Annotated in this window: 10 protein-coding genes; 7 read left to right on the top strand and 3 right to left on the bottom strand. The window is 42.9% G+C overall.

Annotation, left to right across the window (positions count from 1 at the left end; genetic code table 11):
- The first annotated feature begins 60 nt into the window (after positions 1-60).
- The gene (gene pdxA, locus VL121_RS01460; protein WP_325401405.1) at positions 61-1,167 is read left to right on the top strand and encodes a 4-hydroxythreonine-4-phosphate dehydrogenase PdxA; all 1,107 of its coding nucleotides are present in this window, start codon (positions 61-63) and stop codon (positions 1,165-1,167) included.
- Between the two features lie 10 nt (positions 1,168-1,177).
- Here the strand turns inward: pdxA and VL121_RS01455 are convergent, their stop codons facing one another.
- Entirely contained in the window at positions 1,178-2,107 is a 930-nt protein-coding gene (locus tag VL121_RS01455) for a hydroxypyruvate isomerase family protein (RefSeq protein ID WP_325401403.1), read from the bottom strand.
- Between the two features lie 116 nt (positions 2,108-2,223).
- Between VL121_RS01455 and VL121_RS01450 the strand changes: the two genes are divergently transcribed.
- From VL121_RS01450 to VL121_RS01435, 4 genes are all read left to right on the top strand, one after another.
- Positions 2,224-3,186: a formylglycine-generating enzyme family protein gene (locus tag VL121_RS01450; protein WP_325401401.1), complete on the top strand. Its 963-nt coding sequence runs from the start codon at positions 2,224-2,226 to the stop codon at positions 3,184-3,186.
- Between the two features lie 25 nt (positions 3,187-3,211).
- Positions 3,212-4,531, top strand: a complete 1,320-nt coding sequence (locus VL121_RS01445; protein ID WP_325401399.1) for a Gfo/Idh/MocA family protein — start codon at positions 3,212-3,214, stop codon at positions 4,529-4,531.
- A 530-nt stretch (positions 4,532-5,061) separates the two neighbouring features.
- Positions 5,062-5,487 (top strand): hypothetical protein, encoded by a 426-nt coding sequence (locus VL121_RS01440; RefSeq protein ID WP_325401397.1) that lies wholly within the window; start codon positions 5,062-5,064, stop codon positions 5,485-5,487.
- A 309-nt stretch (positions 5,488-5,796) separates the two neighbouring features.
- Positions 5,797-6,477 (top strand): hypothetical protein, encoded by a 681-nt coding sequence (locus tag VL121_RS01435; RefSeq protein ID WP_325401395.1) that lies wholly within the window; start codon positions 5,797-5,799, stop codon positions 6,475-6,477.
- 56 nt (positions 6,478-6,533) lie between these two features.
- Here VL121_RS01435 and VL121_RS01430 read toward each other — a convergent pair whose 3' ends face one another.
- Positions 6,534-6,782 (bottom strand): hypothetical protein, encoded by a 249-nt coding sequence (locus VL121_RS01430; RefSeq protein ID WP_325401393.1) that lies wholly within the window; start codon positions 6,780-6,782, stop codon positions 6,534-6,536.
- Positions 6,783-7,004: 222 nt separating this feature from the next.
- Between VL121_RS01430 and VL121_RS01425 the strand changes: the two genes are divergently transcribed.
- Together VL121_RS01425 and VL121_RS01420 are read left to right on the top strand one after the other, a co-directional pair.
- The gene (locus VL121_RS01425; protein ID WP_325401392.1) at positions 7,005-7,229 is read left to right on the top strand and encodes a CDGSH iron-sulfur domain-containing protein; all 225 of its coding nucleotides are present in this window, start codon (positions 7,005-7,007) and stop codon (positions 7,227-7,229) included.
- A 66-nt stretch (positions 7,230-7,295) separates the two neighbouring features.
- A complete protein-coding gene (locus VL121_RS01420) occupies positions 7,296-8,147 on the top strand; it encodes a dienelactone hydrolase family protein (protein ID WP_325401390.1) in 852 nt (283 codons plus the stop codon).
- Positions 8,148-8,220: 73 nt separating this feature from the next.
- Here the strand turns inward: VL121_RS01420 and VL121_RS01415 are convergent, their stop codons facing one another.
- On the bottom strand, positions 8,221-12,342 hold the full coding sequence (locus tag VL121_RS01415; protein ID WP_325401586.1) for a two-component regulator propeller domain-containing protein: 4,122 nt from the start codon (positions 12,340-12,342) through the stop codon (positions 8,221-8,223).
- Between the last annotated feature and the right edge of the window lie 37 nt (positions 12,343-12,379).

The raw sequence follows: 12,379 nt of genomic DNA, 5'->3' as shown, positions 1-12,379 counted from the left end.
GGCCTAAAAATACGAAAACCAGTTACAATACCGTAAATTCGCGCATTAACCCAGCATAGTATGTTAAATCAGAACAGCAAGCCGGCTATTGGTATTTCCTGCGGCGATATTAATGGCATTGGAATAGAATTGATTATTAAAACCTTTTCCGACAGCAGGATGCTGGATGTTTGTACTCCGGTGATCTTTGCATCGAACAAGCTCCTTAATTTTTACAGGAAAACACTGCCGGAAGCCAGCTTCACCTTTCAAAACCTGAAAGATACGGCAAGACCCTACCCCCGGCAGATCAATTTATATAACTGCTGGGAAGAAGAAGTGAATATTACGCCCGGGCAGTTAACAGATGCTGGCGGAAGATATGCGGTTAAATCGCTCCAGGCAGCGGTACAGGCTTTAAAAGCCAAACATATACAAGCCTTGGTTACAGCGCCTATCCATAAAAAAAATGTGCAATCGCCTGAATTTAATTTCAGCGGGCATACGCCTTTTTTAAAACAATTTTTTGGCGTAGATGATGTAGTGATGCTGATGTGCGCCGATAATATGCGGGTGGGGCTGGTAACGGAACATGTGCCGGTAAAAGATATCGCCCAGCAAATAACACGGCAGGCTATCCTTAAAAAATTATTTATATTAAAAGAAAGCCTGCAGAAAGATTTTGGGATAGATAAACCCAAAATAGCCGTACTCGGTCTTAACCCCCATGCAGGCGATGAAGGGCTTGTAGGTAAAGAGGAAGAAGAACAAATAAAGCCGGCTATTAAGGAAGCCAAGCATAATAATATACTCGCTTTTGGCCCATACAGCGCAGACGCTTTTTTTGCAAGAGGAAGCTACGAAAAATTTGACGCAGTTTTAGCTATGTACCACGACCAGGGCCTAATACCTTTCAAATCGCTGGCTAAAGGCGAAGGTGTTAATTATACCGCCGGGTTGCCGGGGGTAAGAACTTCTCCCGACCATGGTACCGCCTTTGATATTGCCGGGAAAAATAAAGCTGATGAAACCTCTTTCCGCCAATCCATATATACTGCTGTTGACATTTTAGAACAGCAGTACGAATATGCTCAAAACCGTTCCAATCCAATGAGACGGATGTCAAATGTGGTACTGACCAACGTAGAAGATGAAAAAATAGAAGAAGCAGGAGAAGCCGAAAAATAACCAGGGCTGCCTACAGGAAACTATCACTCTCCCTGTATGCTTTTATCAGCGCCAGTTCCCCTTCTTTGCCGGGTTTGGAATTGCCATGCTCCATACCCATAACGCCACGGTATCCTTTTTCATAAATGTATTTAAATACATTCTTATAATTGATCTCGCCCGTAGTAGGTTCATTCCTGCCGGGGTTATCGCCGATCTGGAAATAGGCGATCTCACTCCAGGTTAATTCGATATGCTTAATAAGGTTGCCCTCATTTTTCTGCATATGGTAAATATCATATAGTATTTTACAGGAAGGGCTGTTTACGCCCCTGCATATCTCATAGGTTTGCGTGGAAGTACGTAAAAAAAGATTAGGCGTATCGCTCAGGGGTTCCAGCACCATTATAATACCATGCGGCTCCATAATTTCGGCGCCTCTTTTTAACGCATCAATTACATTACCGGTTTGGATGCCTATAGGTAAATTCCTTTCAAAATCGCCGGGTACAACGGTTACCCATTTGGCGTTAACGCGTTTGGCCACTTCAACCGACTGGCGGCAGCCTTTTAAAAAAATATCAATATGTTCCTGCTTACCGGCAGCCAGCGTGTTTTGTCCGTTACCGCCTTTGGGTACTACAAAAACGCCCATAGTCATACCCAGCTTAGCAAGCGTTTGCCCTATTTTATTTTGTTGTTCAACGCTCCGGCCCGTCATTCCATTATCTTCAATAGACCGGAAGCCCTGGTCGTGCATATATTTTATCTGATCAATAAAATCATTACCTCCACTGTTTTTAAACATGCCGTCATGCGGGCCGTAATTCAGGTTAAACGTTTTTTCCGCCAGCGGCCCGCCACTTTTTTCTTTTTTGTTTCCAGTGGCAAAAGCAGCCGTCCCTATCAAAGTAGAAGCTCCTGCCAGCATTCCTTTCTGTAAAAAATTTCTGCGTTGCATAATGATCATTGGTTTAAGGGTTAAAAATAAGGCAAACTATATCAATAATTGAAACATTTTGAATTTAGATATTGATTCTTTTCATACCTTCCCTTCACATAAAAAGATTACTTATAGTGAGAAAGCTTGGATTAGCATGTGTATTGATCAGTCTGACATTTATTACGCATGCGCAAAATGGTACCCCACAGGATTTTAATGCATACGATCAAAAAGTTCCCGGCACACAGTTTAATATAAAGATGGTTCCTGTAAAAGGGGGCACATTTATGATGGGGAGCGATGCCGCCGATAAATTAAAGCAGCCGGATGAAATACCCGCCAAAAATGTAACGGTTTCTTCTTTCTGGATGGGTGCTTATGAAGTTACCCACGATATATTCGATGCTTTTTTCCGCGATGAGGGTACTCCGGTCGGCACCGAGGCAGATGTGGTTACACGGCCTACTCCGCAATATATAGATCTGAGCTGGGGAATGGGCAAAACGGGCGGTTACCCGGTAAATAGTATGAGCCAGGACGCCGCACTGATGTTTTGTCGCTGGCTGTATAAAAAAACGGGTATTTTTTACCGCTTACCTACGGAGGCTGAATGGGAGTACGCCTGCCGTGCAGGAAGCACAACGGCTTATCCTTTTGGCGATAATCCAAAAGAATTGGGTAAATACGCATGGTTTAAAGGCAACAGCAAAAACAAGTATCATAAAGTAGGAGAAAAATTACCTAATTCATTAGGACTGTATGATATGCTGGGTAACGTATCGGAATGGACGCTGGATCAGTACGATGAGAAGTATTTTGAGAAGTTAGGGGAGAACGCCACCGACCCGCTTGTGCCGCAGGCAACCCGCTATCCCAGGAGTATAAGGGGCGGCAGCTATTTAGATGATGCGGAAGGGTTAAGAAGCGCCAGACGCCAGCATTCGGAAGCCTCGTGGAATAAAAGGGATCCGCAAATACCCAAAAGCCGCTGGTGGCTAACCGATGGCATGTTTGTAGGATTCAGGGTAGTACGTCCCGAAAAGCAACCCACAGCACAGGAAGCAGAAACATTTTATAATAAATATTTAAACAAATGATTGCTCACATTATAAAACACGTTGTATGAATAAGAATAATTTTTCCACAAATCAAACCACACGAAGGGCATTTGTAAAAAACTCTTCGCTGCTGGCAGGGGGCTTACTGGCTGCTCCTTTACTGTCAAAAGCCAATTACTTTTCGGGTGCTGATGATACTATTAAAATAGCCTTAATAGGTTGCGGAGGCCGCGGAACAGGCGCCGCATCCCAGGCTTTATCTACCAAACAAAATGTAAAGCTCGTTGCTATGGCGGATGCTTTCCAGGACAGGCTGGATAATGCATACAAATCCATTTCCGAGGAAATAGATGCCAAACGTATTGATGTTCCGAAAGACAGGCAGTTTGTAGGGTTTGACGCCTACGAAAAAGCCATAGCATTAGCCGATGTGGTAATACTGGCCACCCCTCCCGGGTTTCGCCCCATACATTTTGAGGAAGCCGTAAAGCAGGGCAAACACATCTTCATGGAAAAACCTGTAGCAACAGATCCTGCAGGTGTACAAAAAGTGCTGGCCGCAGCAGCTATTGCCAAACAAAAAAAACTGAATGTAGTGGTGGGCTTACAGCGCCACTATCAAAACTCTTACCGCGAATTATTTAAACGCAAGGACGCCATAGGCGATATTACCGCTGCGCAGGCATGGTGGAATGGCGATGGTGTGTGGGTGCATCCGCGTAAGGAAGGCCAAACCGAAATGGAATACCAGATGCGCAACTGGTACTACTTTAACTGGCTGTGCGGCGACCATATTACGGAACAGCATATTCACAATATAGATGTGATCAACTGGTTTAAAGGTGGTTACCCGGTTAAAGCACAGGGTATGGGCGGAAGAGAAGTAAGAAAAGGAAAAGACTATGGCGAAATATTTGATCATCATTATGTAGAATTTCATTATGCCGATGGTTCTATCCTTAACAGCCAGTGCCGGCATCAGCCTAAAACCATGAGCAAAGTAGATGAGCTGCTCATTGGCACCAAAGGAAAAATATTTGCAGGCGCGGCAAATATTGTTGATCACAAAGGAAAAGTATTATACCAGTTTGACCGCAAAACGGAGAACAATCCCTACCAATCTGAGCATGACGAATTGTTTGAAGCCATAGCTAAAGGACAATTTAAATTTTGGGATGCCGAAAACGGTGCTAAAAGCACCATGACATCTATCCTTGGCCGTATGGCTACGTATAGCGGACAGGTTATTGACTGGGATAAAGCCATTAATTCGGGCATAGATATTCATCCAAAAGTATACGACTGGGCCGCAACACCTCCCATCGTTCCCAACGCAGATGGATTTTACCCTGTAGCTGTACCCGGCGTAACAAGGTATGTTTAGGGGATGCTGAAGGTGGGGGTGGTAAGTAGTAAGTACTAAGTGGTAAGAAGGAGAGGTGAGAGCGCATATAGCCCATCGTAAGTAATCTTTAACTGATAGCTGAAGGCCGACAGCTAATAGCTCTATGAGCTGATACCTTATAAAGGATGCTTCAAAACGGCATCCTTTTTTTCTTTCCTGTTTGTATATAACAGTTAGCACTATGCGTAAACAACTGGTATTATGCAGGATAGTGTACACGCATCTAACGCTTTTTCATTAATTGATGTATATCAACTAAAAACACACAATAAAACCTGCTTTATTACGCCGCTTGCCCTATTTTTGTTTTAACAATCCACCCGCAGCAGATACGCAGTATCTATATCCCGGGAGCTTCCTGCCTAAAGCCAAGCCATACATTCCTCATCCGAGAATTTCCATTTTACTATTATTGTTCATACTTTTCACTTTTTCAATATCACAGCTAAAAGCCAGCCTAATTCCACCTGTGACTATAAAAAGATTTACCACCTCATAAATCTATAGTAATGAAAAAGTTGATCGTATTAGTGTATATAGCTGCCGCAACATTCCTGTTCGGATATGCAAAGGCCGCGGAACTCACCTATAACGCTTCTGCATACGCTGTTACTGAAGCAAATAAAACAACCATTGATTTCCCGGTTCATTTTGAAGACCTGACCGTGAAACTGATTAACAATAAAGCGGAAATCAACTGGTCTACACGAGCCGAAAAAAACAATAAGCAATTTGAAATACAAAGAAGTACGGATGGGAAGCGCTTTAAAACCATAGCTATCGTATTTACATTAGATGACAGCAATGAAGCAAAGCACTATGCATTCAAAGATGAGCTTAAAGGCGTAAAAGAAAAAAAGTTAATGTACAGAATCAAGCAGGTGGACACCAGTGAGGGATATACCTTCAGTGAAACCGTTTCACCCGCATTATAAAACATTTTTTTTAAAGCGTTTATAGAGGTTGTGAATTCCTAATCGGAAAAAGGCCCCTTGTCTAAGGGGCCTTTAAAAAGAATTTCAAATTATAAGCAATAAGACAGTGTATTTTTACCGGAAGCCAGGTTCAGAACAGGTAAGTGTTCGGCCTGCTCCCATAAGCAAACAGTTAATATCTATACCCCCGAAATACCATTCTTTAGTCTCTTACCCCAATCTGCCAATTTCTATCTCCTTTGACTTAAGCCGGTAAGCAGAAAATCATCATTGTGCGTATCCGTCATTCATCAACTAAAACAAGAGACAATGAAAAAGATTATGGGGCGTATTACTATTGCCTGCAGTGTGCTATTAACAGTTGCACCCTTTATAGCACATGCAAACGGGGGAAAGCTCAAAAAGGATTCTGCCCAATCATCAAACCTTACGCCAAGTATAGAAATTCTTTCTTTCAGCGGACAGTCAGCGGCAGGCAATAAGAAGATAGCACTTTCCTGCACAATAAAAAGTAACTGCTGCTATAACATTATCGTGGAACGCAGCAGTAATGGTAAACGCTTTTCGCCCATTGCAACGCTTTCCGATAATAAGCAAATAGCGGAATTTGCCCTATCAGACAATAGCCCGCTACGCAACACCAACTATTACCGCTTAAAAATAGCAGACAATAAAGGCAACGTAAAGTATTCCAAAACAATGGTGGTACAATTGTATCAGTCAGACGACCTGTCTATGGTAAGCGTAACGCCAAATACTGCCCTGAAAAACCTGCACATTAACGTACAACTGAAAAACCGCGCTTATATTGTTATGAAAGTTACCGATGAAAAAGGCAGGGAGATGATTAAAAGAAAAGGAACCGGCAGCGAAGGAATAAACACCTATGAACTGGAGGGAACGGGAAATATGGCCCCGGGCAACTATTTTCTTGAGGTACTGGTTAACAGCAAAGACCTGCTTTCCATGCCCTTAATAAAAAAGGGGTAAGCACACCAGGCGGCAAGGCGCTACAAACATTAAAGTACTAAACGCTTTGCCGCTAATTACTGCCTGTTGTTTATTTCATCCAGCTTATTGTCCTTCACAAATTGATTTCTAACAACGGCATACTCCGTTTGTAAGTTTATAGTAGCGCCTAACGCATCATCCATAAGATTAAAGATTCCCGGCAATCTTGTTTCAAGGCAACTGTCTCCGAGACCCCTGTTTTTACTTTCTAAGTGCACCAGCTTTTTAACAACGCTTGCCTCGGTATTTTTAGCGTCTTCCAGTTCACGTAGAATTTTATCCATAACCAGGAGTTTTTCATTTGTTTCCATATTCTTTTATTTATTTGATAAAAACGAATATCATGCCAACAAGCCATGCATTTAAATGCTTTAAAAAAGCCATGTAACTGAGGATTTTTTTTCACACTGCACTGTATTTTTCAGCCCTGCTACCCGGCTTTAATGGCTATCTTTTCTCCTCATGTTTTAATTTGCTATTTTAGCGCTTTAATCTTAACTTATATTATGGCTACAACAAAAATTACGGTAAACAGCAATGGCTCACTTAAAGTAGAAGGCGATTTTGAAATTACGGATAAGGCCGGAAATGTATATGGGTTAAATGGCAGGGAAATCGTTTCCATTTGCCGTTGCGGACTGTCTAAAAACAAGCCTTTTTGCGATGCCTCTCACAAAGGGCATTTTGAACATGAGGCTATCGCATTTGATCTGCCACCTAAAAAACAGTAGTAATGCCACCCCTGAACCATATTATCATGATTTAATTTTTCATTTTATATCACTAAATCAGTTTATATGGATCAGCAAATCATTAAGCTCTACGATGAGTACACGCACAAGCCGCTAAGCCGCCAGGATTTCCTGGGCCGCCTTGCCAAATTAGCGGGCAGCACCGCAGCGGCTATGGCTTTACTGCCCATGCTGGAATTAAATTATGCACATGCGGCAACGGTGCATGAAGCAGATTTATTTACCGAACGCATTAGCTACCCCGGCGGTAAAGGAAATATGCAGGCCTACGTGGCGCGGCCTAAAAAAGAGGCAAAATACCCGGCTATTATTGTTATTCATGAAAACCGCGGATTAAACGCTCATATTGAGGATGTTACCCGCCGCGCGGCCAACGCAGGTTATTTAGCCATTGCGCCCAATGCTTTATCGCCACTGGGTGGTACGCCGGCAAGTGAAGATGAGGCCCGTACATTATTTCAGCAGTTAAATGCGGAAGACAGCTTATACAATTTTATTAAAGTGTTTGATTATTTGCGTGGTCGTAAAGATTATAACGGACACGCAGGCTGTGTGGGTTTTTGCTGGGGCGGCAGCATGGCTAATAAATTGGCGGTAAATGTGCCTTCACTACAGGCGGCTGTTGCTTTTTATGGCGGGCAGCCCGATGCGGCCAATGTTCCAGGAATAAAAGCGGCGGTGCAACTGCATTACGCAGGGCTTGATGAACGGATCAATGCCGGCATACCCGCATATGAAGAAGCGTTGAAAAAATCGGGCATCACCTACGAGAAGTATATATATGAAGGCGTGAACCACGCTTTTCATAATGATACGGCGCCCACGCGCTATAATGAAGCCGCGGCAAAATTAGCCTGGCAGCGCACATTAGTTTTTTTTGCGAAGTATGTGAAGTAGCAGTAATTGATAAAGCCCTTGCGCTTCCCATCTGATTATTGAGCATTGAAGATTTGTATAAAGTATTCAATGCTCATTTTTTTGCTTGTTTGCCCCGGTTGGCAGTAATATATTCAGAAGGCAGCATATTAAATTCCTTCTTGAAAAACCTGGTAAAATATTTCGGATTGCTGAAACCTACTTCATAGGCCACTTCAGCAACCGTCATTTGCGTTTTTCCTAACAGTTGCGCCGCTCTTTTCATACGAATGGCGCGGATGAAATCTAATGGTGCTTTGCCTGTTAAGGAAAGCAATTTCTTATACAAAGCTACCCGGCTCATGAACAAGGCTTTACTCAAATCTTCAACAGAAAATTCAGATTCTGCTATATTTTTTTCCACTTCTTCCACGGCCTGCCTGATGAAATTTTCATCTACCGGTGTTACGCTGATCGCACCGGGCTCTATTTCTATTTGCTTTTGAAATAACCGCCGCAGGGTTTCCTGGTGCGTCAGTAAACTTTTAATCCTCGACTGCAGCATCTCAAAGCTGAACGGTTTGGTAATGTAATCATTGGCGCCTGTTTCAAAACCTTCTAACTTTTGCTCTTCGGCAGTACGCGCTGTAAGTAATATTACAGGTATATGAGATGTACGTGTATCATTCTTTATTTTATGGCATAATTCCAGTCCGCTCATTCCCGGCATCATAATATCGCTGATCACTATATCCGGCTGAAATTCCCGGGCTTTTTTCCAGCCTTCCTTCCCATCCATTGCTTCATACACGGTATAGTTTGCCCGTAAATTATCTTTGATATAAAAACGGATATCATCGTTATCGTCTACCACCAGCACGCTCTCTTTTTTCCGCGATGATTTATACGGCATTTCTTCCGTTATGGTATCATGCGCAGTATGCATTACAATAGCGGTTTCGGCTGTAGTCTCTTCGGCAGCAACAGCAGGGCGGAGCTTAACAGGCAAACTAACGGTAAACCCTGTTCCTTCTCCCGCTTTACTTTTAACATGAATGCTGCCTCCGTGCAAACGGGCAAACTCACGTGAAATAGCCAACCCGATACCGCTGCCCTGGTTGAGTATATTACCAGGTACTTCATGCTGAAAAAAACGTTCAAAAATCTTATCCTGTTCTTCCTCCGGAATGCCTATACCACTGTCTGTAACCATAATATCAATACAACTTCCTGCATCTGCAGCTTCCCTAACCGTTATATCCACATGTATGCTTCCCTTTTCGGAAGTAAACTTAAACGCGTTAGACAAAAGGTTGAACATAATACGTTCTATCTTATCCGGGTCAAACAACATCTCCAGCGATTCTGCCGAAGAACAAAAAGTGTAGCTGATATTCTTTTTTTCCGCAAGGTCGTTAAAGGAAAAGGTGAGCTCTTTTACAAAACCAACGATGTCGCCCAAAGAAGGATACAGGCGCAATTCATGCATCTCCAGTTTCCTGAAATCGAGCAACTGGTTAACTAATGCCAGCAGGCGTTTGGCATTACGGTATATTAACTGGAAATGTTTTTTTTGTCCTTCATCTTCCGTTTGCTTCATCATTTTTTCCACAGGGGCAATAATGAGCGACAGGGGCGTTCTGAATTCATGGCTTACGTTTGTAAAAAACTTCAGCTTCAGCATATCCAGCTCATGTATACGCTGTGCTTCCTTTTTCTGATGATCAAACTGAAAGCGCATTTTGGCGCGCTGAATGATAAGCCTCCGCGCCAGCAACAGGATACCTGCCGCAAAAACAGTATACAGCAGAAAAGCAGGCCAGGTTTTCCAAAACGGGGGAAGGATGGTGATACGCAATGCTATTCCTTCATTATCCGTTTCTCCAAAGTCGCCATCTGCTTTCACCCTGAATATGTATTCGCCCGGATCAAGATTGGTATAGGTAATGGTTCGCTGCCTCCCATCGGTACTAAGCCATCCGTTATTGAAACGCTCCAGCGTATACATAAATTTATCTTTCAGCGATTGAGCGGAACCCAGCGCAGTGAATCCTATAGAAAACACATTCTGGTCGTAGCGCAACGTAATCGCTTCTGTTTCCGTAAAGGACTTGTTTAATACCACATGTCCTCTGATTTTTTCTCCTACTTTTACCGCCTTGTTGAACAGCAGGAATTCGGTTAACGCTATCCTGGGGATAGTTTTATGCATCAGAAATTTATCCGGGTTAAAAAGATTAAATCCATAAGGCCCGCCAAAAATCAACTCGCCCGTGCGGGTTTTAAACGCGGCTTTATCATTAAACTCCCTTCCCTGCAAGCCATTGGATTCATCATAATTTTCAACCTGTATAGTTACCCTGCCGGATATATTTTTTACCACTACGTTACTTAAACCATTCGGTGTACCCACCCAAAGGTTACCCTTATTATCTTCCAGCAGGGTAAGAATGGTATTGTCTGCCAGCCCATCTTCTTTACGAAAAACAGTAAACGTATTATTTGTTTTATCTAACAGGTTCAATCCTTCACGCGTGCCTACCCATAACATTTGCCGGCTGTCGAGCAGCAGGGTAATGACATTATTATTGCTTAATGAGCTGCTATCGCCATCATCATGCCCCAAATAGCGAAAGCGCTTATTCTTTTTGTCAAACACATCAATACCATTGGAAGTGCCGATCCAAATATTTTGCGCTTTATCTTCAATAATGGCGGAGATATAATTAGAATGCAACGAGCGGCCGTCCTCTACCCGGTAATGGTGAAAGGTTTGCTTCTCCCGGTTGTAACGGTTTAGTCCGCCGCTAAGTGTTCCTATCCATAAATCATTATCACTGTCTTCAAATATTTCCCAGATGCTGTTGTCTGAAATGCTGTTTGTATCGGCGGGATTATGACGGAATTGCGTGAATTTTTTGCCATCATAACAATTCAGCCCTCCAAAATAAGTGCCTATCCATAATTTCTGTTCGTGATCCACAAATAAACTCACAATTACATCATTGCTCAAACTATTCGGATCGGAAGGGTTGTGCCGAAAAACAGAGAATTTATTCTGCAGGCGGTCATAATACACCAGTCCGCCGCCATTCGTACCTATCCATAAATTCCCCTTTGCGTCTTCCGCAAACCTGTTCACGTCTTCATAAGGCAGGCTGTTAGCATCAGAAACTTTATGCCTGAACAAGCTAAACATGGCCATGCTGTTATTATAATAGCATATACCCTGTTTGTAGGTACCCAGCCATATAATATTACCGCTATCTTTATATACCGAATAAATACTGTTTTGGCTGATGGTGGTATGGTCTTCCGCGTCACTCAGCAAATAGCGAACGGTTTTATTTTTTTTATTTACAAGGTTTACGCCGCCGTGATCCGTACCAATCCATAGTATCCCGTCCTGGTCCTGAGTTATGCCTGTAATAATATTGGTGTTAAGCCGGATAGCGCCTCTTTCTTTTGAAAAGTGCGACAACTGATCAACGGCAGGCTGATAATAAAATACGCCGCCGGGATTGCCAGACAGCAAAACGCTCACCCACAGTTCATTATCGCTATCTATAAATAAGGCGTAATGCTGAATACTGCCTTTCGTAATGTTTTTTATCTGGCTGGTGCGCTGAATAACGCGATAGGTAGTTGCATCCAGCTTTTCAATGATACCATTGCGGTGAACGATCCAGATATTATCATGTGCATCCTGCGCCAGCGCCGCCACATCGTTGGTAGCAATACTTAAAGAATCATCGGGATCGTGCTGTAAGGGCATTATTTTTTTTGTTGCCGGCGAATACCTGTATACGCCGGCATTATTTTGATACACGAACCAGTAATTACCCTGGCGGTCCTTTACAACGGAATATATATTGCCGGGAGGAAGTGATAATTGTGACAAATAGCCGAGATCGTTCCTGCTTAAATGATCTGTAACAGGATCATAAATATTATTGCCATTGCGGGTAGCTATCCATAACTTTCCGCCGGGCAGATCAAATATCCTTTCTACATAATTATCACTGAGCGAAGCGGAATCGCGAAGATCATTTTTAAATACTTTAAAATCATAGCCATCGTAGCGATTTAGACCAGACATGGTGCCAAACCACATAAACCCCCTGCTATCTTTGAGTATGCAGTTTACCTGGCTATGTGAAAGTCCATGACGCAAATCGAGCCGCATGAACTGGTAAGCCTCTCCCTGCGCAAATACGCAGGCGTGAAACAGCAGCATCAAACCCAAAAAATAAAATCGCTTAATACACATATGG

This window comes from Agriterribacter sp., from assembly GCF_035497235.1.
Lineage (GTDB): Bacteria > Bacteroidota > Bacteroidia > Chitinophagales > Chitinophagaceae > Agriterribacter.
The sequence above is the reverse complement of the archived record's forward strand: the minus strand, read 5'-3'. Positions and strand labels throughout refer to the sequence as shown.

Bases quoted from the DNA above. Each gene is read 5' to 3' on its own strand.
- pdxA (WP_325401405.1), top strand. From the start codon at position 61: ATGTTAAATCAGAACAGCAAGCCGGCTATTGGTATTTCCTGCGGCGAT.
- VL121_RS01455 (WP_325401403.1), bottom strand. From the start codon at position 2,107: ATGCAACGCAGAAATTTTTTACAGAAAGGAATGCTGGCAGGAGCTTCT.
- VL121_RS01445 (WP_325401399.1), top strand. From the start codon at position 3,212: ATGAATAAGAATAATTTTTCCACAAATCAAACCACACGAAGGGCATTT.
- VL121_RS01440 (WP_325401397.1), top strand. From the start codon at position 5,062: ATGAAAAAGTTGATCGTATTAGTGTATATAGCTGCCGCAACATTCCTG.
- VL121_RS01435 (WP_325401395.1), top strand. From the start codon at position 5,797: ATGAAAAAGATTATGGGGCGTATTACTATTGCCTGCAGTGTGCTATTA.
- VL121_RS01430 (WP_325401393.1), bottom strand. From the start codon at position 6,782: ATGGATAAAATTCTACGTGAACTGGAAGACGCTAAAAATACCGAGGCA.
- VL121_RS01425 (WP_325401392.1), top strand. From the start codon at position 7,005: ATGGCTACAACAAAAATTACGGTAAACAGCAATGGCTCACTTAAAGTA.
- VL121_RS01420 (WP_325401390.1), top strand. From the start codon at position 7,296: ATGGATCAGCAAATCATTAAGCTCTACGATGAGTACACGCACAAGCCG.
- VL121_RS01415 (WP_325401586.1), bottom strand. From the start codon at position 12,342: ATGCTGCTGTTTCACGCCTGCGTATTTGCGCAGGGAGAGGCTTACCAG.